This window comes from Lysinibacillus sp. UGB7 (assembly GCF_049058285.1).
GTDB classification, from domain to species: domain Bacteria; phylum Bacillota; class Bacilli; order Bacillales_A; family Planococcaceae; genus Lysinibacillus; species Lysinibacillus sphaericus_B.
Genome location: NZ_JBMGUV010000056.1, coordinates 1 through 18,394, shown reverse-complemented (window position 1 = coordinate 18,394; position 18,394 = coordinate 1). Strand labels below are relative to the sequence as shown.

Annotated in this window: 34 protein-coding genes and 1 pseudogene; all 35 read right to left on the bottom strand. The window is 38.5% G+C overall.

All coding sequences use genetic code 11. From position 1 onward, the window contains the following. A pseudogene (locus ACOMCU_RS27000) lies at positions 1-581 on the bottom strand (hypothetical protein); the annotation flags it as partial. Further along, entirely contained in the window at positions 562-2,073 is a 1,512-nt protein-coding gene (locus tag ACOMCU_RS26995) for a phage portal protein (RefSeq protein ID WP_421052131.1), read from the bottom strand. The pseudogene ACOMCU_RS27000 and the gene ACOMCU_RS26995, both read right to left, overlap by 20 nt. Positions 2,074-2,092: 19 nt before the next feature. Beyond that, the gene (terL, locus tag ACOMCU_RS26990) at positions 2,093-3,523 is read right to left on the bottom strand and encodes a phage terminase large subunit (protein WP_421052130.1); all 1,431 of its coding nucleotides are present in this window, start codon (positions 3,521-3,523) and stop codon (positions 2,093-2,095) included. After that, positions 3,520-4,377, bottom strand: coding sequence for a phage terminase small subunit (gene terS / locus ACOMCU_RS26985; RefSeq protein ID WP_421052129.1), 858 nt, complete (start codon positions 4,375-4,377; stop codon positions 3,520-3,522). The genes terL and terS overlap by 4 nt, the downstream gene beginning before the upstream one ends. 50 nt (positions 4,378-4,427) lie before the next feature. Beyond that, entirely contained in the window at positions 4,428-5,174 is a 747-nt protein-coding gene (locus ACOMCU_RS26980) for a hypothetical protein (RefSeq protein WP_421052128.1), read from the bottom strand. A 155-nt stretch (positions 5,175-5,329) separates the two neighbouring features. After that, on the bottom strand, positions 5,330-5,533 hold the full coding sequence (locus tag ACOMCU_RS26975; protein WP_421052133.1) for a DUF7681 family protein: 204 nt from the start codon (positions 5,531-5,533) through the stop codon (positions 5,330-5,332). 20 nt (positions 5,534-5,553) lie between these two features. Continuing rightward, complete coding sequence (locus ACOMCU_RS26970; RefSeq protein WP_421052127.1) at positions 5,554-5,799, bottom strand: DUF2829 domain-containing protein; 246 nt, start codon at positions 5,797-5,799, stop codon at positions 5,554-5,556. A 243-nt stretch (positions 5,800-6,042) separates the two neighbouring features. Further along, entirely contained in the window at positions 6,043-6,276 is a 234-nt protein-coding gene (locus ACOMCU_RS26965; RefSeq protein WP_421052126.1) for a DUF3953 domain-containing protein, read from the bottom strand. 329 nt (positions 6,277-6,605) lie between these two features. Further along, a complete protein-coding gene (locus tag ACOMCU_RS26960) occupies positions 6,606-7,004 on the bottom strand; it encodes a hypothetical protein (protein ID WP_421052125.1) in 399 nt (132 codons plus the stop codon). 54 nt (positions 7,005-7,058) lie between these two features. Then, positions 7,059-7,475, bottom strand: coding sequence for a LuxR C-terminal-related transcriptional regulator (locus ACOMCU_RS26955; protein ID WP_421052124.1), 417 nt, complete (start codon positions 7,473-7,475; stop codon positions 7,059-7,061). 129 nt (positions 7,476-7,604) lie between these two features. Next, entirely contained in the window at positions 7,605-7,784 is a 180-nt protein-coding gene (locus ACOMCU_RS26950; RefSeq protein ID WP_421052123.1) for a hypothetical protein, read from the bottom strand. Positions 7,785-7,892: 108 nt separating this feature from the next. Beyond that, the gene (locus tag ACOMCU_RS26945; RefSeq protein ID WP_421052122.1) at positions 7,893-8,120 is read right to left on the bottom strand and encodes a hypothetical protein; all 228 of its coding nucleotides are present in this window, start codon (positions 8,118-8,120) and stop codon (positions 7,893-7,895) included. A 341-nt stretch (positions 8,121-8,461) separates the two neighbouring features. Then, a complete protein-coding gene (locus ACOMCU_RS26940) occupies positions 8,462-8,878 on the bottom strand; it encodes a DUF1064 domain-containing protein (RefSeq protein ID WP_421052121.1) in 417 nt (138 codons plus the stop codon). Positions 8,879-8,951: 73 nt separating this feature from the next. Continuing rightward, positions 8,952-9,077 (bottom strand): hypothetical protein, encoded by a 126-nt coding sequence (locus ACOMCU_RS26935; RefSeq protein WP_421052120.1) that lies wholly within the window; start codon positions 9,075-9,077, stop codon positions 8,952-8,954. Positions 9,078-9,089: 12 nt separating this feature from the next. Further along, a complete protein-coding gene (locus ACOMCU_RS26930; RefSeq protein WP_421052119.1) occupies positions 9,090-9,284 on the bottom strand; it encodes a hypothetical protein in 195 nt (64 codons plus the stop codon). An 18-nt stretch (positions 9,285-9,302) separates the two neighbouring features. Next, entirely contained in the window at positions 9,303-9,809 is a 507-nt protein-coding gene (ssb, locus tag ACOMCU_RS26925) for a single-stranded DNA-binding protein (protein ID WP_421052118.1), read from the bottom strand. After that, positions 9,809-10,309, bottom strand: coding sequence for an NUMOD3 domain-containing DNA-binding protein (locus ACOMCU_RS26920; protein ID WP_421052117.1), 501 nt, complete (start codon positions 10,307-10,309; stop codon positions 9,809-9,811). The genes ssb and ACOMCU_RS26920 overlap by 1 nt, the downstream gene beginning before the upstream one ends. Positions 10,310-10,342: 33 nt before the next feature. After that, positions 10,343-10,732, bottom strand: a complete 390-nt coding sequence (locus tag ACOMCU_RS26915; protein ID WP_421052116.1) for a YopX family protein — start codon at positions 10,730-10,732, stop codon at positions 10,343-10,345. Continuing rightward, positions 10,729-10,947 (bottom strand): hypothetical protein, encoded by a 219-nt coding sequence (locus ACOMCU_RS26910; protein WP_421052115.1) that lies wholly within the window; start codon positions 10,945-10,947, stop codon positions 10,729-10,731. Before ACOMCU_RS26910 ends, ACOMCU_RS26915 begins: the two co-directional genes overlap by 4 nt. Beyond that, on the bottom strand, positions 10,944-11,339 hold the full coding sequence (locus ACOMCU_RS26905) for a helix-turn-helix domain-containing protein (RefSeq protein ID WP_421052132.1): 396 nt from the start codon (positions 11,337-11,339) through the stop codon (positions 10,944-10,946). The genes ACOMCU_RS26910 and ACOMCU_RS26905 overlap by 4 nt, the downstream gene beginning before the upstream one ends. Then, on the bottom strand, positions 11,339-11,539 hold the full coding sequence (locus tag ACOMCU_RS26900; protein WP_421052114.1) for a hypothetical protein: 201 nt from the start codon (positions 11,537-11,539) through the stop codon (positions 11,339-11,341). Before ACOMCU_RS26900 ends, ACOMCU_RS26905 begins: the two co-directional genes overlap by 1 nt. Then, complete coding sequence (locus ACOMCU_RS26895) at positions 11,526-12,098, bottom strand: hypothetical protein (protein ID WP_421052113.1); 573 nt, start codon at positions 12,096-12,098, stop codon at positions 11,526-11,528. The genes ACOMCU_RS26900 and ACOMCU_RS26895 overlap by 14 nt, the downstream gene beginning before the upstream one ends. Before the next feature lie 35 nt (positions 12,099-12,133). Beyond that, positions 12,134-12,976 (bottom strand): DnaA ATPase domain-containing protein, encoded by an 843-nt coding sequence (locus ACOMCU_RS26890; protein ID WP_421052112.1) that lies wholly within the window; start codon positions 12,974-12,976, stop codon positions 12,134-12,136. After that, on the bottom strand, positions 12,888-13,787 hold the full coding sequence (locus tag ACOMCU_RS26885) for a phage replisome organizer N-terminal domain-containing protein (RefSeq protein WP_421052111.1): 900 nt from the start codon (positions 13,785-13,787) through the stop codon (positions 12,888-12,890). Before ACOMCU_RS26885 ends, ACOMCU_RS26890 begins: the two co-directional genes overlap by 89 nt. A 15-nt stretch (positions 13,788-13,802) precedes the next feature. Further along, a complete protein-coding gene (locus ACOMCU_RS26880) occupies positions 13,803-14,051 on the bottom strand; it encodes a hypothetical protein (protein ID WP_421052110.1) in 249 nt (82 codons plus the stop codon). Positions 14,052-14,128: 77 nt separating this feature from the next. After that, positions 14,129-14,416, bottom strand: a complete 288-nt coding sequence (locus tag ACOMCU_RS26875) for a hypothetical protein (protein ID WP_421052109.1) — start codon at positions 14,414-14,416, stop codon at positions 14,129-14,131. Between the two features lie 49 nt (positions 14,417-14,465). Beyond that, positions 14,466-14,753, bottom strand: coding sequence for a hypothetical protein (locus tag ACOMCU_RS26870; RefSeq protein ID WP_421052107.1), 288 nt, complete (start codon positions 14,751-14,753; stop codon positions 14,466-14,468). A 10-nt stretch (positions 14,754-14,763) separates the two neighbouring features. Beyond that, complete coding sequence (locus tag ACOMCU_RS26865; RefSeq protein WP_421052105.1) at positions 14,764-14,940, bottom strand: hypothetical protein; 177 nt, start codon at positions 14,938-14,940, stop codon at positions 14,764-14,766. Between the two features lie 13 nt (positions 14,941-14,953). Further along, a complete protein-coding gene (locus tag ACOMCU_RS26860) occupies positions 14,954-15,757 on the bottom strand; it encodes a PD-(D/E)XK nuclease-like domain-containing protein (protein ID WP_421052103.1) in 804 nt (267 codons plus the stop codon). Beyond that, a complete protein-coding gene (locus ACOMCU_RS26855; RefSeq protein WP_421052102.1) occupies positions 15,708-16,607 on the bottom strand; it encodes a hypothetical protein in 900 nt (299 codons plus the stop codon). The genes ACOMCU_RS26860 and ACOMCU_RS26855 overlap by 50 nt, the downstream gene beginning before the upstream one ends. Before the next feature lie 70 nt (positions 16,608-16,677). Continuing rightward, a complete protein-coding gene (locus ACOMCU_RS26850; RefSeq protein WP_421052100.1) occupies positions 16,678-16,956 on the bottom strand; it encodes a hypothetical protein in 279 nt (92 codons plus the stop codon). Next, positions 16,953-17,249 carry a hypothetical protein gene (locus tag ACOMCU_RS26845; protein ID WP_421052099.1) on the bottom strand — a complete coding sequence of 99 codons (297 nt, stop codon included), beginning with the start codon at positions 17,247-17,249 and terminating at the stop codon, positions 16,953-16,955. The genes ACOMCU_RS26850 and ACOMCU_RS26845 overlap by 4 nt, the downstream gene beginning before the upstream one ends. 5 nt (positions 17,250-17,254) lie before the next feature. Then, positions 17,255-17,428, bottom strand: a complete 174-nt coding sequence (locus tag ACOMCU_RS26840) for a hypothetical protein (RefSeq protein ID WP_421052097.1) — start codon at positions 17,426-17,428, stop codon at positions 17,255-17,257. 287 nt (positions 17,429-17,715) lie between these two features. Further along, complete coding sequence (locus ACOMCU_RS26835; RefSeq protein ID WP_421052096.1) at positions 17,716-17,967, bottom strand: hypothetical protein; 252 nt, start codon at positions 17,965-17,967, stop codon at positions 17,716-17,718. Then, the gene (locus tag ACOMCU_RS26830) at positions 17,955-18,236 is read right to left on the bottom strand and encodes a helix-turn-helix domain-containing protein (protein WP_421052095.1); all 282 of its coding nucleotides are present in this window, start codon (positions 18,234-18,236) and stop codon (positions 17,955-17,957) included. The genes ACOMCU_RS26835 and ACOMCU_RS26830 overlap by 13 nt, the downstream gene beginning before the upstream one ends. Positions 18,237-18,394: the final 158 nt, after the last annotated feature.

The window sequence follows — 18,394 nt, the reverse complement described above, 5'->3', positions numbered from 1 at the left end:
CGGTCACGCCATATCTTTTGACTGAACGTTCGACCGTCCGCAGTCCATGGCTTGCTGATTACCTTAGTTAGTAAGTTTTCATCTAATGCCTGTAATGTAAAGCCAACCTCGAAAGCTTTCTGTACTTCGAATGCCGTTTGATAGTATTGTGTTTGATATGCTTCTTTCATCAATCGTTCAAAGCCCTCAATTTGCCCACCATAGAGCTTTTCTGCATGTTGTTGTAATTGTAACTGCAAACTCTCTAAACGGCTTATATGGACACGAGAGGAGGCATTTTCAAGTTGCTTCATCCACTTTTGATTGATAGCATTCTTCTTGCCATAATCGATGTATTCGTCAACAGTCCATCTAAACTCACGTAATTCATCACTTTTAAGTAACTGTTTAGCTTCATCAAGACTGATTTCATTGTTTTTAGCAAAGCGTTGATACCACCGAGCTATATCTTTCTCGAATTCCTGCATGGTTTGAATATAGGCTTTCTCAAGGTCCTTGTTGTATGATGCCGATTTATTATGCTGCGCTTGCTCCAACATCTCAAAACGTTTTTGCCAGTAACTACGTGTTGGCTGGGTCATCTACAACACCTTGCTTCCGGGTGAACGTTTCATCGTAGCCGTCGAACTCATTCATACGTTCTTGTCGTTCTTTCTTAATGCGCTTTAGCTCAAGTGGAACGTCTGTAACATATGGATGTTGTTCTAAACGTGATTCAAGTGGTAAGTCCATAGATTTATTCAGGCTATCTATTACCTCTGATTCGTTTATCAAGATGTCACGATTGAAAATTACCTCTACTGGCACATCTTCAAAATTACCTAGCTTTTTATGTTCTAGATGTTTATTGATAAACCAAAGCAGTTCCTCAAAAGATGCCTGGAACTCTGTTTCAATGCCATTCACATCAAGATCAATATCTGAATACATAGATTGAATGTTCATTTGGTTAGGATTGTTACTCATACGATCATCTTTAGCGTCGTAACCACGACCATTTTCGATAATAGCCTTTTTAAATAATTTAAGGATGGATTCGTAATTATCTTTGTTCACCTCAATATGCAATGACTCGACCTTACCATCTTTACCTGTAGCAGTAGTACGTACTTTAATAACGCCGTATTCGGCAAGATTCTTACGGAATACCCCTAAATCTTGTCCATCGTAGTTATGAACAATCAATACTGTACTACGAGCATCCTCTTGCATGTTGTTATTGAAGTCTGAAAGGATTTCGTTAATCCCATCCTGTAAGCTTTTCACACGTTTAATCAGTGGTATTTCACGTCTGTTATAACGGAAAGCTATAAGTGGCACTCGTTCCCAATTAAGACCCGTTACCTTGTCCCTTGTCTTTGCCGTTAGATATGTGACGAACTCTGTTGCTTCAACGTCTGGTACAAGCTTTTCATTCTCCAAAATGTAACGTTCAATGCCCTCTGACGTGTATATTTCGACCTTTTCAACGACTTCTTTCTTATCGCCTTTCCATTCCTCAACACTATAAACACGTACAGCGTAATCTAGAATAGTCTTTTCTCTATCCTTCCAATAAGGCATAACTTCAAACGCTGGAAGTATCATAAAAGTAAATATTCCGTGTTCATTGTAGTAAGGATAGAGCCAAGATAAGCCATGATTTAATATATATTCCCCTAAGTAACGGAAAGTCTTATGGAAGCGTTTATTCAACACTAATTTAAGCGCTTTTTGATACGCTTTATCTTCTGTTTTAATGGTCAAAGGCTTTGCTAGTAAGTAGTTTACTTTTTGATCTACAAGCTTTGCATATTGGTTATCTAAGCGTTTGTTGTTTGGTAGGTTATGAACAACCTCCAATTCACCTTGATCATTAAGAACCTTACGTTCACGCGTTAAGATTTCTTGGTCACCTTCAAAATACTTATCACCAATAAACATCCATTCTCTAGCACGAGAGACTTTGAATTCAGCAATTTCCTTTTCTAGTTGCTTTTTATGAGTAATGCCCTTCTTGGCACCATCTTCAATAATGCCTTTCAATCTATCACTCTCAGTACTCACACCCTGGAACGGGAAAAAACCTGTCATGTTATTCACCTCACTTTATTTAAAAATCATAAGGGCTTCCACTACCCACAAATTCTGCAACCCCTGTTGTAGCATCTGGCGCATCATCATTTTTGTTCTTACCTTCACGTTGATACTCAGTCATGGCTTTGTAGTAATCAGGCCATTTATCTTTCCAGTTGATTGGGAAGTAAATGTGATTCATCACCCATGTTGAGTTGGATAGAATACGAGCTATTTTGTTATTTGATTGATGGAACGGCTCTACATACGTGTAGTTGCTGTTGTGCTTCTCCATCAATTCTTTCTCTACAGAACGAGCAAAACCACGCCCTCCACCGTTTGATTCGATGTAAGCATGGTTTACTTTGTTGTCGTATAGCATTTTAGCAGTTGCTGGCTCCGTATCTTCCATTGGTGCTTTTGTATAAAGCACGTCTAACACATAAGCCTCGTTGTCGAACGTAACACCATAAACGATACTACATAAGTAGTCATCGCCTGTATCTGCTGTATCCGTGTAGTTCTGTATTGATTTGAACGTAGGTAAATCACCATCATACGTTTTGAACGCTTTGTACAGTCGCCCTTTAAGGTCTAGTGGTTGCTGATAATAGTTAGCATTTAAAATAGCCTCATCCATGAAATCGGATAAGGCATCAAAGTTTTTTCTATTTAGCAACTCTGGGCAAAGCATGTTTCCTTCATCGTCCATTGCTGGCATCATCAATACATACCATTCAGCAGCACGTTTACCTTCTAGGATACGTCCACAGATATCTTTCTTACTCCATCGTGTCATGTTAACGATTTTAATGGAACGATCCGTTTGTTCTTGTCGTGAAAGGAATGTGTCGGTGAACCATTGCCATTGTTTATCTAATGCATTCTCGTTTTGAGCTTCAGCAGCGTTTTTAATAGGGTCATCAACGATTAAGATGTTACCGCCCTTACCTGTAATCGAACCACCTAGACCAGCACCTTTATAGTTAAAGTGTTGACCTTCTAGTGCCCACTGGCGGTAAGATGAATCTCCTCGCTTTACTTTCACCTTTGGAAAAATGTCACTATAAACGATTTCATGCGGATAAACTTTTTCCTCACTTATTCCATCACGAGTATAACGGCTGAAAACTGTTGCTAAATCCTCGTTATACGATGCTGTGATAATACGATTCTTTTGTCTATCACCTAGCACCCACTCACAAAAATGAATGAGCGTACGTGATTTACCATGCCGAGGTGGTATGTTCATAATCATGTTCTCGTATGGTACGCCTTTCTCATTGAGTAAACGACCTTCATATAAGGCTTGTAACGTCTCGCATATCGATTCAAGATGTGTACGACCATCAATGTAGAAGTCTGGCGCTCGTGTTTTGCAATACTCCCAGAACGATTTACGAGAAAGGTATTTTCGTTCTTCAATGAGCGCGTCTAATAGTTCAATTTCGGCTTGTTCTGCATTCATTGCCCTGACATTCCTTTCAATCGTTCTATCGCTTCACGGCGTTGCTCTGGTGTCATGTAGCCGTATTTATTGTCTTCAGTGCCAGCTACATCATTTGCTGTTAATTGCTTCACTTCTGCTTTCGTCTTATCAATGTTCAACTGCATCTGCTCAAGTTTAAGCCTGCGTTCGTCGTCCTGGTCTGCCATCTCAACAAACTGACGAATAGAAGAGCGCAACTCCCCGATTGCTCTTGATTGAGCAGTGAGTAGTTGCGCCTGTCGTTCCCATGCGAATTGGAAGTTGTATTCAACTTCATCCAATGTACGCTCGTATTTTGATGAAGTTTTACCGTCTTCATCGGTTGTCTCAACTTCGGAATAGCCGTACTTCTCTTTTTTGATTTCCTTAATCATTTCGTCCTTCGATTCAACATGCATAATTCGTTGAGCTCGAATGATGGCGGCATACTGTATCTGTATTTGATCCCAGATTAAATCAGTCGGAGAACGCTCGTTCATCGCTTCCATGATTTCTAGCGTTTCATCAGGTAGGAACTTTGAAAAGAAACCGTGCTTCTCTGCGATTGAGTTGCGTTTCGGAAACTTAGGTGTCGGATTAGGATTACCTCTATTCCCTTTAGCATTATCATTGCCTTTCGGAGCACCTGCCCTATTCGGAGTACTCCGTTCACTCGATTGGAGTACTCCACTTAATTTCTCAATCCAATTGTCCTTGGATTTAGACTTCCATGATCCTATAGTTTTTTCGGGAACACCCAAAATTTCAGCAATGGCACGGTTAGTTATCTCCCCGTTGTGTTGTTTAAACAACTTAAATGCCTTGTCACGGTTTGGGTCTCGTGCTCGCGCCACAGTATCACCACCTTGTTGTTAAATCGAGAAGGGAATTGACTTTAATCAACTCAAAAATAATCAATATTTATTTTTATTATTTTAAGATTATGTTGAGTTGCAATTTTCCCTATTAATGATTTTTTGAGTAAAGCATCAGACTCTATTTGCAATTTCTGCTCTTTACCACCAGTTGTAATTGTGATTCTTCTAGTTCCCAGTAATGTTAAGATTTCGTTTACAAATTGTTCGAACTTACCTAACTCATTATCATCCTCTACAATAATATAATACTTATATTTATTAGTTGTATTGGAATTAATGTTCCTTGTAGAAATATTATTTTTTAATTCTTTATACATTTCATCTTTTTCATTTATAGTCTCTTGAAGAATATTCAACTTTTCTTTTAACTGTAATAATTCAGGATTATCCTCAATACTACTTCCAAAAGTAGTTAGTGAGGTAGAGACCTCTTGAATTTTATCTCCGTAATCTCCTAAATTTAATATTTTTTTATTAATATCATCGTTATTGTTAATGATCAATATCTTCATTTCTTCACTTACTTCTCGCAAATTACTAACACTTTCTTTTAGCTCATTAATATTATTTTTTTGATTAGCTATATCCAATAAAGTAATCATTATCGCTAGAACAGCTAAAATTATTGAAGTAACTGTACCTGCAAAATTTAACAAACTACCTGCATAATTGGATTTCATAAAGATATATGATATTAACCATACAACAATTATGAAAGCTATAAAAATAAAATAAGCAAAATGTAGTTTAAGTTTGTTGTATTTATTTTCCACTATATTCACCTCGATTTAATAATATAATGCAGGGTTAAATAATGGAACAATTTTCTACATTTTCGCTCTCAAAACCACACCAAACTCGGCCCTCTTAACTCATAGCGTTTTGGCTGTTTGATGCAGTTTTCAAAGTAAAAAGAAAGCCCGAAGGCTTAATTACGTGCGATTGAAGCATTAGCCCACATAACAGCAGTTTCAAGATTTGTAATCGCTACAGATTTTTCACGGCTGTTCGGACAAACTTCTTCAATCAGATATGCAAGCTCTTTCGCCTTTTCACGAATAGCCTCATACTTTTCTGGCTGTCCTTCTTTTGGAGCGTGGTACATAAAATTGTTTTCAATTTGCGGATTGATATAATCTCCTAGTTTCGGCATTACTCAACTACCTCCCAATCCTCTGATAACATGTCTGTCTGTGAAGCTAACCAAGGTACACGGCTTTTAGGAGCATTTGCGTTGTCCGTTTGAAGTCCTGTTGTATCAATGTAGATATATGGATGCGTCATTTTAGAATGTGTATCAGGCACTTGCAACTCAATGAAAATACCTTTGCCGTTCCATCCTTTACGCGCTACTTGTTGTCCGTTTTTTAAAGCTTCAATCGCTTGACCAAAATTCATTTTAATTACCTCCATTGATTGCATAATAAAAACCCTCATCCCCGCTCAGGATGAAGGCTCGTCTATTGTGGTAAACCTATTTAGTTGTCGATAGCTCATTTGTAGGAGCACGTAGAGCTTGACGTGCTTATTGTAAGCGAATGTGTTTTACAGTGCATTTCCGTGCACGTTGTTACTGTAGTAAGTTTGACTGAAAAATATTTGGAAAGTGGACGAAGTTCACATATTAATCAGCTCCTTTATTTACATCCATATGAAACTTTGAATTGACGCATATGCTGAAAATAAAAATACACCTATTAGAAACAAACCATATGCTTTTCTCTTACTTTGAAACTCTCTAATACCTATGGTTAACATGGATAAACCTAAGAAGAATATCATTAAGAAATTCAGCTGGTAATCACGTGTAATAAGTCCATACGCTGAAAGAGATACTGCTATGACCCCAAATAAAATTGGTAAAATTTTCAGCATAACTTTCCACTCCTATTTAAATTTCATCTCTATTTATCATACTCTAAATAAGAGGGCATGGAAATGACTGCTATTTTTAACCCTTTATATTATTTAAGATACCTAATCTTTTTAAATAAATAGGCCGGCCATGTATGTCATGCCTCGAACAAGTTTATGGGGCGCTGGTCGGTCGTCGGTCTGTCTTTCCCTAATAATTAGGATTTTATAAATACCAAGAGAAGAAAGATTTACCTGTCCGCCCTCCCCTTTAGTTTACAAGATGAATTTTTAAATACCTAATGTGTAACGTATATAACGTTTGTAACATCTATCACATTTGTAACATGTTATTCGTATATTTTTAAACTATTTGGATAAATATCAATCTCAACAGGTTTATCATAAGTCCAGTAAGCTGTAGCATAATCACTTTCGAAAGCTTCATCTAACAAAGCTTGTATTTTATTTTCAAGATCATGTTTAGCTACCATATCCCACGCACGATCGTCCCAGTCCTCGTACATTTCCTGATACTCGTTATCGATATAGCTATCTAACATGCTATTAGCGCATGGTGACCACTTTTGACGAATGACTGTACTCCAATTAGGAGTTTTATGGTGTGGCTCGTCTAGTTCTAAAATTTCACGTTTTAATTCTGCAACTGTATAAACTGTGTTAGATTCTTCAACTGATACCTCTACATCATCTGCTAATTCCGATAATTTTAATGTTTCTGTTGTCATTTCCCTTTACCTCCAGTGATTTATAATTTTTCAAAGGGGCACAAGGCCCCCTCATCACGCCATCATCTGTTTTACAATGTTATCCTTAATACGCTTAATGCTCGTTGCTGATAAAGCCATGTGTTGACCTATCCAACGTTGAGATTTGCCGTCTAACATCCAATTAAGCACTTGCATTTCTCTGTCTCCGGCCACTCGATCGACCCGATTTTGAACCTCTAATAGCTTCTTCTCGTACTCTGTAACACGCTTGATGTTCTTTGAGCGTCTAATAGCCTCCTGCATAATCGGATCACCTACACCGCCTACTGCCTTTGGTAATGTAGCTTCGATGCCGTACTGTGCCGTTTTTGCCCCGACAACCATTTCTGCTCGCATTTCTTTGATGGCATTAACCATCCAGTGATAGTCCGTAATCATTGCGTCTAGTTTGTCCTGTGTAAATGTTAATACTTGTCCTTGTTTGCCCATTAGGTTTGCCCTCCTAAGTTGTGATATACTACTTTTACTAGATTGTCTTAAAAGGGCATGAACCAATTCTGGGCTGTAGCGTGTGACGACGCTGCGGCTTTTTTTATATTCAATAACTACGTAGTTAACTCATATTGTGCAGTTGCGCGAAATCGTACCCTCTGCACAACAAGTGTCGCAAGGCTCAAAATTAATACCATCTGAAAAATACCCTTCACCATCGCACTCCTTGCATGTGACTGATAAAACATTTTCTAAATGCTCTACTTTGTTTTCCTCAACGAAATCCATAAGTTTGTTAAATTCCATCAAAATTCTCCTTTCATTATCCATAAGAGGTGTTTATTTATCCAAAACATACTTTGTATTAGCCACTTGACGCTTAAAGTAATTAGTAAGTTTACTGAACATTTTTTATCAATTATCTTTAAATTTTGTTACTAGTTCAGATTTCTTCATGTACTTACGTTCTTTTGTCTCTACGTTAACTAACCAATACACAAGCTCTGTCATACTAAGACCATTCGGGTTATCATCAATGATTTCAGAAGTAGCTGTAATAACTTTGTAGTCAGTTCCGTCTATTTCGTAAATTTCTCCTGGTTGAATGATTGGTCGTCCGTTATGAAATTTCGGTTTTTTCATCGTTTTTCCCCTTCCTGCACAAAATCTTCCGAATAACCTTTACATCAATTATCAGAATAGTTATACTATTAGTACAACCTTCTGTAGTGCCTCGAGTATTGTTTCGTACTCGAGGTTTTTTATTGCTTACTTCCCCCACCTACGCAATTTACTAATCTGTTCAAGCTCTTTCCCAATGCTCCGTAGTTCTCTATAAACCTTGCATCCTCTGCATTTTTTAGTAGGATCATAAGCTTTACGTTTCGGACATCCTTTGCAACTGAGATAGAAAATGTGGTCCTGTTGATTTATCAATTTTGCTCTACGCTGTTTAACTTCCTTTCGTACTGTGTTCATTACCATCAACCCACTTTTGCTACTTTACGTGCTTTTCTAGCCTTTTTAAGCTCATCATGAGTTATCCAACCACCATCAATCTTTGAATACGTTAGAAGCTTTAATTCGTGCGGATAACGATATTCAAATAACTTCTTTCGTAATGCGAATTGCTGTGTAACCATTCCCTTAATGTCAACCACTTCTGTATGACCGTCTGCATAATGAACTGTAAAGTCAGCACTATAACCGATTTCTCGAAATTTCTTGCCGTTCTTCTCAAACTTCGGCAATAGTACGAATTTTGGTTGTAATTCAATGGAGGCCACAACTCCTTGTGCTTGTAGGTGTTTCAAGTAATCGTAATATTTCGCTTCCATTGCTGAATCGAATGTAATTCTGTCACGTACAACTTTTTTGTTGCCGTATTTAGCTTTACTCATGTTTGCCCTCCTGTTAGCACTCTTATATGTCTGCTGATAAAACTTGATCGTGTTGTTCTACCAGCAGCGTGTATTATTTACCGCCAATATTCCGGTTATCTTTTACATAACGTTCACCATTAAATTCAATGACTGTAGGTTTATCTCCACGTAACTTAAGTGTTTTGACCTTAGTAAACAGCTCGCTACCTTTATTCATATTGCTGCCCCCTTAGTTAACTTGTTTTGTATTTTCTGTCCCTTTCCCGAATCGTAATAGCACTTGATATGGCCTTGGATCATATTCAAAGAATTTAATCTCGCTGATTGGATACCAACGGCTATTTGCTTCAACCTTTATTTGCTTCTCTAATGCTTTCTTTGTTTTAGCCCCAATGATTTTCTTTGTTGGTCGTTTTGTAATCACATTAACCACTCCTTTTAGTTAGAAGGGAAGATCATCTTCTGATACTTCTGGCGCCTTCGAATTTGCAAACGGATCTTCATCATTCTTTGTATAATTTGGCTGGTTATTTTGACCGCTATATTGCCCTTGTGAACCGCCTTGATACGTTCCACCTGTATTTGTACTAGATTGATAGTTTGACGCTCCCTGAGAGCTTCCTGCGTTGTTTTTCGGCTCTAAGAATTGGATACTGTCGGCTACCACGTCAGTTGTGTAAATTCTTTTGCCATCCTGCCCCTCATAGCTACCTGTTTGGATTCGCCCTTCCAAACCAATTAAATTACCTTTCTTCATAAAGTTTGCTAGATTCTCAGCTTGCTTTCGCCATGTCACACAGCTAATGAAGTCTGCCTGCTTTTCTTCGCCCTCTTTGCTGAATGTACGATTAACTGCCACTGTAAACCTTGCCATTGCAATACCTGACGGAGTGTACGAAAGCTGTGGATCTTTAGTTAATCTTCCAACTAGCACTGTACGATTTATCATTAAGCCAATTTTCCTTTCTTTTTCAAATGCGTATAATGACCAACACACTTCAAGCTGCAACATTTAGCTTTGCTGACATGCGAAGGTTTCCTGTAAAATTCTTTTAAGCAAATAACACATTTTAAATATTTACCTTGCCTACGTTCTTTAGCGTGCATTCTTGCATGTTCAGCAATATCTACTACTTGTAAATTTTCTGGTCTATTATCAGTTTTGATTTTGTTTACGTGATGAACCTGTTCATTAGGTGATAGGCGTCTATTAATAGCTGCCTCTGCAACTAAAATGTGTTCAAAGACATATCCATTCCCTCGTGCTCTGTGGTGATCTGGCACCAAAACCTCGATGTATCCATTAGATGTAATTCGAACTCCACCTTTCCATTGTGGATGGTTCTCACGTTTATATTTCTTTCGCGATTCAGCCATTTTTCTTTTGCTTTCTTCACTATGTTTCTTGCCATACATAGGGTTATTTTCACCTTTGTTATTTACTGGCATTATCTTCACCTCCAACTAAAACGACTCGGTTAATCATGCTGTTCCCTCCAGCAATTCAAGATTCTCGTAAATGTTGCCGATGACTTCGAAAGCCTTAAACCTCATAGCTAGTCGGTGAACGCCAATGCCCCATTCTCCGTAATCTGTATATTCAACCTCGTAACGTTCGGTAATATCTCTAGCAGACTTGAATTGAACAATATCCCCCTCAAAAATCTCCTTACCGTGCTTGTCCTTTAAGCCTGTGTATTGCATGTAAGTAATTTTGTTATGCAATGGGTTTAATGGCTTGATACCACTTGTGGCAAAAATATCGTTTATTAACCCACCCATAAATTCGATATGGTGATTCATAAATGGATAAGGACCACTTTTAACACTTTCATTTTCAACCCAAGCCCGAAACTTAATCTCTCTACTCATGCAATCAACCCTCTTTCCTGAACTGGATAATAAACTTTTGGCTCGTCATATTGACTGTAAAAATCACCATTCGTTTGATGACGTTCAAGCATGATTTGAATATCTTGTTCATCGTTGCAAATCGTTCGGTGTTTCGCTTCATCATCCTTGTGCCAAATGATTACTGCATAAGGTGTAACGCCATATCCTAATCTTTCAACAAAAGCTTGATTCATTTTTCTTCACCATCCCCAAAACATTCATTTTCGCTAATCCCTAGTGCCTGACGAGCAATTTCGTAAGTAGTCGTTTCCCAACCTTCCATGATTGGTGCTTCAACTTCCATGACTTGTTCTAGTGCTTTACGTAACTGGTCGTTTTCATTGTGCTTTTCTTGTAACTGAGGAAACCCAACTTTCTCCATCAATACAGCGAAATCGATTTTTAGCGTTCTTGAAAGTGTGTCTAGAGTCTCCAATGATGGAAGTCGTTCTTTGTCAGTTCTAGGATCAATACCTTTTTCTAATGTGCTTAAATATGTGTGACTTAGACCTGTGATTCGTTCCATTTCACGAAGTGATCTCTCTCCACGTAGTTCTGTTAGATAGTTTCCGAAAGAATTAGTCATCACTCATTCACCCCCACCAATTTTTCAAAAGCCTCACGATCGCCAGTTGCCAAAGCGACATCTATAGCAACATCTTTATAATTTTGTTTATTGAAGGACTCAAGCTCAGTCATGAGGTTGTTCAGTTCAAACTCCCGATACGCTTCACCAACTTTTGCTAAGAAACCAACAAAATCTGAGAATGGATTAGGATTGGTCATTGGTAACAGCCTCCTTCACTTGCACCGAATCCCAATCAAACGACATCAGGATATTGAGTAATTGCGCTACTTTAGGTGCTCGCCAAGCTGTCATAGCGTATGTGTGAGCTTTGCTTGTATAGTGATAATGATTTAATTCAAGGTGACGCTTTGCCTCCTCTTTCGTGAGGAACATAGTATCCTGAACGATGAATTCTTCTTGCTTGCAGTAAACTTTACTGAAGAAACCATCATCATTCAGGTGGTTCTCGATATGAGCCCATAAAGTTTCGAAATGCTTTGATTCATCATTAAGCAATGACTGTAGATAATCATCTACTTCATCCTCGTAGTACTCTTCGATAAAGTCTTTCAACTCATCAAAATTACGAAACTCTGTATGATCTCCATCGTTATGAAAGTATGAATCAAAGCCATCGTCATAATCCTCATTTGCTGGTACTTCTCGATAGTCCATAATCACCCAGAAACGAGGTGATGCTTGACTGTCGTAATCATGCTCATCTTCATATTTCATTTGAGCCTGTAAGTCCTTCAAAAACTGAATATCTGTGTTCATCCCTTCACCCTCCAATCAAGGGGCTGCGCGCCCCTCTACTTATTTTCAAAAACCTTGCGCAAACGGTAATTCACTTTCATATCCTTTTTGATTGTTACTGTGAAGTCTTCGGCCATTTCGAATATTCGGCTTGTTAACGCCTCGTCGATGAATAGCATGTCATCCAACGTCAGCTCGCTTGAGATAAGCAAAGGCCTGTTGTTTAGGTAGCGATAATTCACTACCTCGAATATGATTTCTGTTTGCCATGGCTTAACATCCACTTTGCCTCCGATTGGTTTAAATAAATCGTCTATGAACAGGACATTAACCTCTTTCATGCGATCCATAATTTCGTTTTTACGATTGAAATTGTTAGCAGCAATATTGTTCATACCATCCTTGTAAGGGAAGTAGAGAACAGGAACTTGCTTTGTATGCATCAGGTAATTAGAGATTGCTGTGAGCAAATGCGTTTTACCACAACCAGGTTGTCCAATAAGCATGATGCTGTTTTGTCTGTACCCCTTAATCTCGTCAAATGCCCTATAGTACTGATTCGCCTTACTCTTCATTTCAGCGACGATTGGATGTACACCATCAGTCGCAAAGTTTTTAAAGCTCATTTTCTGAAATTCTTCTGTAATGGCGCTGGACTTAATGAGTCTATTAATCTTGAACATTTTGCTACATTCACACTCGACGTAATAGTCTTGTTCTACTTCCACGCCTCGGATAAAGTAACCATTCTTTTTTCGGACTAAGTAACTGCCTGTATCCTTACACCTTGGACAGTTGTAATCAGGTTCCTCAGTCGCTACAGTAATTTCCGAAAATGCTTGGCTTCTCGCTTGAAGTTCCTCCATAACTGCTGCCATTCGGTCGTCCATTTTTTGCATCAATCTTCACCTGCCAATCTGTGTACGTATTTACGCCATCTTCTTTCCGCCAGTTATCAAGTATTCCTAAGACATAAGCGAATGTTCGACCTTTACCTTTAGCTTCTTTGATGGCTTCTACTATGAGCTCTGTTTCGTAGAATTCGAGAGCTTCATTTAGCTTCATGAGATCAGCGTGTTTTGGCTCACGAATGTTTTGGCTAAAGAACTCTTTAATTTTCAAAAATTGATTATCAGTGACTGGACTAGACGACTGACCGACATTCTTTTCTAAGTCTTTGTCTGTCTCTTTGTCTTTATCTATATCTAAGTCTTTATCTAAGTCTAAGTCTGTCTCTGTATCGTCACTTAACGTCATGCGTGACGTCACGCTAACATCATTTTTTGTGTTTTCAGGTTCTTTAGGTGCTTCCAAAGCCTGTTGTTTCTTGCGTTCGCGGTACTTTCTGTTGCGTTCAGCATTAAGTTGTTTCACCCTATCCATGCCCTCGATATTTTGGTGAACGTCCCAATTTTTAATACGGATTGAGTCGCCTTCATCCATTTCAATCATGCCGTAGCGTCTAAATGTTTCGATTGCTAACCGTACTGTATTCAATGGTCTATTGAAGATGGTTGCCATTTCCTCAATATTCATTGCAATATTCTCTGTCAGCATGATGTAACCATTACAATTTGCTTTGCCTGCTGCGGCTAATAATTTCACCCAAATAACGATGATTGCATCTTTATCCGGCAACGCTTCAATCAGTTTAATTTTGTCGTTGTCGAACATATCTGTTTTGAGCTTAATCCAAGTGATTTCAGCCATTTGCCCTCGCCCCTCCTAGCCTTTGTACGGTTGAATAATAACCTTGTCAAAATGCTCTAAATCACACTCCCAATCGTTGTATGGAGCAAGTAATTTGACTACTGAATCTGTTCGTAAAATCAAGTCAACTTCATGTGTCTTTTTATTTTCGTGTACCTCAACACATTTTTTCATGCCATGGATTAAGTCATCACATTTATCTTCAATCCGTTTCAACCTTTCGTATTCTTCAACTGGCATCGTTACTGTAATTTGTTTATCCATGCCTCAACCCTCCACATTCGCAATATTCAATTTTTTAACCACAGACTTATTCACAAAATCCACAAAATCCACAAACACTAATACTCTTTTGCTGTCTTTAAATGCTCATGAATACCGAACAGCTTAGTGTTTTCAGTCTCATTTAACACAACTATTCTCTTAGTAGCAGCTTGAACTTTTTCTACTGGAACAGGCATAACGCCTTTGTTTGAGTAATAGATTTTTCTTTTTTGGATACATTCCTCGCTGTAAATACCAGCCTTTTCAATGTCGTCCGTATACCCACTGTCATTTGGTCCCCACCACGTAACAGTATTTTTGCCGTCTGAATATTTGATTGATAATAAGTGATATTGTTGACTCATGTTTCATCCTCCTATGGTATAAAAATCATCTTGCCTGTTGCCCTTGCTACTACTTAGCCAACTGATAATACAAGCCATCTCTCGGGTCCCATACCACGCCTGATAACTTCAATTGGTTATAAGAGCGTTTGAATATATAGTCGATGTTCTCGCCAAATTTCAAGGTGCCATCAGCTTCAAGATGCTTGTTAGGTATCCAAACGTTCTGATTTGTACCATTCAACGTGAATCGCTTGGCTTTCGTATGTTTATAAGCCCTTTGAATTACTTGAAGTGGTATTCCTTTGTAATATTGAACCCTAAAATTTAATTTCTGATCTTGTCTATATAGATTCACTGTTGCCCTCCTATAAAAGCCCTTGCTCCCTCTCACAAACGGCGAAACTACCACTAACCTTCAACACTATATAGTTTGGGTATCGTTGCATGTATTGCAGCACCAGACGCTTAATTTCGTCGTTGTTACCTCCTGCCTGTTGAAATATCCAAGCAGGTAATAAAACTTTTGATGGTACGTTATTCATCGATTTGCACCACCTAATCTAATAGATATTCAATCTCGAATGTACCTTCTAACTTCTTTGTAGCCCGACAGTATTCGCACTTATCACAACGATGTGGTTTTTTACGTCCTAACTTTGCTTCTATGATGCTTGGTAACATCGTTTGGACATATTCCTTCTCAAAGTCGAAACGCCCTGAATCAAAGTGCAAACAGGCTTTATCGGGTGGTGATTCCTTTGTAACTGCCACAATGTATGGATCATAATAACGCCCTGTATTTTGAAAGATAATTTCTCGATACACCCACATTTGAAGTACGTAATCAAAGGCTTGTACAAATGAAACCCAAGTACTATATTTCTCGCTCCAGTAACGTTTTCGAAGTTCCTGAGTGCTCTTTAAATCACTGAAAAATCCACGCTCATGATTGATGTTGTCGATTTTGATTTTCCACTCTACACCGAATAATTCACCTGTGTAGATGACCTCTTTTTCACCTTGTAAAGCGAACATACAAAACTCGTCATTCTTAATCGTCTCGATCATGTCGTCAGCTTTTTCGTAATCCTTATACTTGTTTCCCCGACCGCCATAAATGCTGTTGTGATTTAGCTCCATAAATTCAGCAAACGCCTCGTTACTTTCAAAGGCAGCGTGTAAATATGAACCAACCATTAATGCTGTAGAGGGAGGACGTGTGAACTCGCCCCTTATCTCCGCAAACGTTTTAGCTTCACATTCCATAGCACTTTTAAACTGTGATACTGACATGAAATGCTGATTAGCCTCATTCGAGTGGTAATTTTGGCTGTTCAATTGGAATGTCGTCTGTAGCATCTGGTTTCACCTCTGTTTTTTGCTCGTCTTTAAACGCTTCACCTAAGCCACTAGATTGCTTTTTCGCATCATCTTTCGGGAACCAATCCTCAACTTTTGACATGCCATCTTTTAAGCTATTGGCGATGTTGAGCAGCTCTACATAGTCGTACTCGCTGAAAGAATCGGCGTTGTAACCAAACTTTGTTTCAATCATTTCTTGTGTAACGCGATGTTGCTCTTTAAAACCGTTTAACATGTATGCTATGCGGTCTTTTAATGGGTCTTTGCTATTCCCAGCAAGAGTTTCTGTGCACTGCACAACTGCTTTATCAACAATGTCGCCAGGTATAACACCAAGAATGCATGAACGTAAGCGACGTGCACCATCATTTGCTACTTTTTCGTAAATATCACGTGGATCAGTTAATTGCTTCAAATTACCTCGCGCCATCATTGCATGTTTTACAGTGAATACTTTTTCTTGACGGACGTTCGTTTCAAGGTCCCAACAAAACGCTTTTGCTACTGATTCACCGTTACGTTGCTCCAATTCTTGGATGCCGTATGATAAGTTGCCCCAGTTTTGAGCGATTGCCTCAGCTAAACGGATAGATGGCCCTGTAACCTTTGTTCCACCTTTTGGATAGCTGTACATTGCCGTTTGAGCTAGTGCAGGTCGTTTACAAGTATCTAATACACGTTGCTCAGCTTGGAATACGTTACGTGGAAACTGTTTTGCCATGAAAATTTGACCTTTAACTTCTTCCATTTCACGGGAAGCACTAGCTTGTGCTAGCGCTCCTCCTTGGTTTTGAAATGAAGGTTGTCCCATTTGAGGATTGTTGAATTGTTCTGCTAAGTTACTCATTGAAATTCCTCCTGTAGTGCGCTATAATTGCGCTAAATATTTGTTTTGTTAAGCCACTCTGCCAAGTGGTTTATTTTTTTGTATGAGCAAAACCATAATGCTCCTCCACGTAAGCAATAACCTCTGAATCAGTCATGTCGTAAGTTGAATCATCCCTATATCCAGCAGCCAAGTAATCACTGATGTTGTCGATGTGTACTATTGCATCGCCGATTTCAAAATAAGTGTCACTGACTGCGATGTATGAACCGAAATCGTCATGCATGTCAAATGTTACTGTGGGTTTGTAAGTACCTTTCGGATATTTGATTTGCCCACATACCATTGGATTTTCAACTAGCAAATTCATGCTATCGCCTCATGTTCAAATTGTTCGATTACAAATTCACTACAAACAAACGCGATATTATCCTTAACCAAGGAATGCCTTGTCCAGATGAAATTACCTTCATAAGTCGTTTTGACTTCTGGCACTCCTAAACGTTTAATCGCTTTACCACTAGACAACTGCACGCTTAATTTCACATCATCATTTGTAGTTGGATCAAAGTGAATTTGAATCACTTCATTTTCAAAGATTCCATAGTTGTTTAATAACTTCGGTAATGCACTAATCACTGATACTGCATGCTGTAATTTCATATCTTTCACCCTTTCTCATTTTTATCTGGAACCTTGCGCGGCTCCCAATCCTTGATATTTAACTTGCTCTTACAGTCGCTACAGAAAGAACGATTTTCAATCCATGCGTACCAAACAATCTCACCAGGTACAAAATCACGCTGGCATTCGCCGCAATACTTACTTTTGGCTTCTTTCATACGTCACCAACTTTCTGATGGCTAGTCCCATCAAGCAGTTTGTAAATTCCTTAGAGGAAACGGCTAACCAACCATTTACAAACTGCTTGACGAGAGCGAGTTTCGACTCGCAAACGTCGTAATGTGTGTTATAATAGATTTGTATAAGTTGTCTTGGCTGTTTAATCGCGCATCGATTAAGCAGCTTTTTTATTTGCTAAAACTTGTTTGTTTGCAAGATTTTCAAGCATTATGCTTCGTTGCTTTTTATTTAGATGTAACCAATCCCCTGTAATGATGTTCATGTATTAACCTCCTATTAGTTGATTAACTATCCCTGTTGCATTACTGTTCGAAAACACATTAGTAGCAGCCGTATACAATTCTTTTTGTCGTTCTAATTGCTGGATACGAGAGATTGAAATTTGCATATCGCGTCCTCGTTCAGCAGCTAACTGATAACGTCCGTTTTGTGTGTGCATTGCGACTTCTTTTATCAAGTCATCTATGCATGCTTTTTCCTTGATGATTTGATTGTTGATTAGATTTAAAGTATCCAAGTAAACATCCCTCCTATAAATGTTGGTACTAATTGAAGTACTTGAGTTACAAGCCCCATATCTATGTTGAACATCATTGCCATCAATATGTCCTGCGCGTTAGTTTTGTTTGCTATTTGCATCAGCGTGTTAACATCACACGTTATTTTGTTTTTCTCAAGTCGACTTACAGTTGATTGAGACAAGTTTGTGTTAAATGCTAATTCCTCTTGAGACCATTTCATCTTCTTTCGACATTGCTTTACGATTTCACCGACGTTCAAAATCATATAAATTCCACCTTTTTAAAATATGCAGATTATGCATAATGCACATCGTGCATAGTAAGTAAATGTATAACCTAGTAATATATAGATAAGAGGTTGATTTGCCCCAACCTCTTACTAGATTGGTAGTTTGACGAGGCCATTTGCCCTGGCCTCTCCTA